Raw genomic sequence first — 2,016 nt, forward strand, 5'->3', positions numbered from 1 at the left:
GCTCTTGAGTAAAGAGAATTCAACTAACTTACATCCTATTCACGTCACAATTCCTACGAATCGACAGAAGGCACGTTTCTATCCTTATGAAGGTGAAGAGTAATTTTACGTTCTCGCTAGTCAATGTTACCTGATTCTACATGAGGAAGAATTCACTTTACATCCGGATGATGCGGCACACTTTAATGCTTGAATTTCTTACTGTCTAAATGCTCTGAATGACAGGATACAGAAATTTGTTGTATCTTACAAAGCTTCGCACACATTACTTAGGAGTTACTGATGATCAGCATGATTCCTCATGTTTCACGATTGTTTGTTTACCCAATTAAATCTTTGGATCGAGTTGATATTGAGACAGTTACTGTACTCAACAGTGGTGCGCTGAGGCACGATCGTGAGTTTGCAATCTTTGACCAACAGGGCTACGTTGTCAATGGGAAGCGAAATAAAAAAGTTCATGCTTTACGCTCTAAGTTTAATCTCGACACCAACATTGTTTCACTGCGGGTGCAGGGAACCAACCACACCAATGAGTTTCATATCGAGAGGGAGCGTGATGCTCTTGAAGATTGGCTAGGTGAATACTTTGGTTTTCCAGTAGAGGTTAAACGAAACCTTGACAGAGGCTTTCCAGATGACACAGAATCTCCTGGTCCAACGATCGTCAGTACAGCAACGCTAGCAGTGATTGCCTCCTGGTATCCCGGACTTAACGTTGAAGAAATCCGTCTGCGCTTTCGTACGAACATCGAAATTTCAGGTGTTCCTCCATTTTGGGAAGATCGATTGTTTGCAAAAGCAGGAAGAGTTGTTCATTTCCAGATTGGAGATGTCCGATTTATGGGGATTAATCCTTGCCAACGCTGCGTCGTAGTTACTCGCGATTCTCAAACTGGGGCAGTTTACCCAAATTTCCAAAAAACATTTATCACACAACGACAAGCTACGTTACCTGAATGGTCAGAGCGAACGCGCTTTAATCACTTCTACCGCCTGGCGGTTAACACACAGCTACCTGTTACTGAAGCAGGAAAAACAATTTGTATTGGTGACGAACTTAGGATTGACTCATCTAACCAGTGACTTTCAATAGTTTGACCTCAAGCACCAACAACCAAGCCTTAGATAATTGTTCCAACCGATAGCTGAAGCAACAAAACTTGTATCAGGTTGCAACAGTTACCCTTACCCCAATCCTTCTCTCCGCCTCCCACTAACTGTAGCTATTAACCGGCTGTGATGTAAGCAAAAACAGGGATTGAATGCAGTTACTACTAGATCATCTAGCTCTTAGCGCAAGGGAAACCCCTGAAGAGGTAGCGGCATTGACAGGTTACAGTCGAGGGTGGATCTATGAGGGGGTATTGCTGGAATTGGTATGACTTGCTGTAGCCCAGTTCTTTGCCCATGTGAGGGTTTCATGCACAGTGTCTGGAGTAGCGGCTTCGCAGTAGAGCCGTAACACTGGTTCTGTACCACTGAAGCGGATCATCAACCATCGACCATCGGCTAATCGAAATTTGTAGCCGTCGATCGTGTTGCAGTCCACCACATGTTGTCCAGCAATGGTTTGGGGGGGTTGAGATTGCAGTTGTTCCAGCAGACGCGATCGGTCATCCATGCCAGCTAGGGTGAGGTCAATGCGATCGTAGGCTGACGCAAACCCAGTGCGCTCCTGCAAGCTGCGGTATAGGGCACTGAGATCTTGACGGGATTGGGCAACCGCTTCTAGCACGTACAACGCTGACAACAGGGCATCGCGTTCAGGAATATGGTGCCCATAGCCGATGCCACCGGATTCTTCCCCACCTAGCAGCACCTGGGTTTCTAACATGCGATCAGCAATGTACTTGTAACCGACAGGCGTTTCAAACAGGGGCAGATTGAACAGGTTGGCCACCTTAGGCATAAGGTCAGAGCCACTGACTGTTTTCACCACTTCGCCGCTATAGCCCCGGCGCATGGCCAAGTGTTCAATGAGAATGGGGATTAACACCTGGGAGCTAAGGAAGT

At 46.5% G+C, this 2,016-nt stretch carries 2 protein-coding genes; one reads left to right on the forward strand and one right to left on the reverse strand.

Annotation, left to right across the window (positions count from 1 at the left end; genetic code table 11):
• Positions 1-282 precede the first annotated feature (282 nt).
• Positions 283-1,086 (forward strand): MOSC N-terminal beta barrel domain-containing protein, encoded by an 804-nt coding sequence (locus NZ772_18060; protein MCS6815460.1) that lies wholly within the window; start codon positions 283-285, stop codon positions 1,084-1,086.
• A 268-nt stretch (positions 1,087-1,354) separates the two neighbouring features.
• On the opposite strand, the gene NZ772_18065 is transcribed toward NZ772_18060, so the two are convergent.
• Positions 1,355-2,016, reverse strand: a 662-nt coding sequence (locus NZ772_18065) for a phosphoglucomutase/phosphomannomutase family protein (GenBank protein MCS6815461.1), incomplete at its 5' end; no start/stop codon positions are given.

The sequence above is a fragment of the Cyanobacteriota bacterium genome (assembly GCA_025054735.1).
Taxonomy (GTDB): Bacteria; Cyanobacteriota; Cyanobacteriia; order SKYG9; family SKYG9; genus SKYG9.

What these genes read in the sequence shown, in the direction of transcription:
- NZ772_18060 (MCS6815460.1), top strand. Translation starts at nt 283, where the DNA reads ATGATCAGCATGATTCCTCATGTTTCACGATTGTTTGTTTACCCAATT.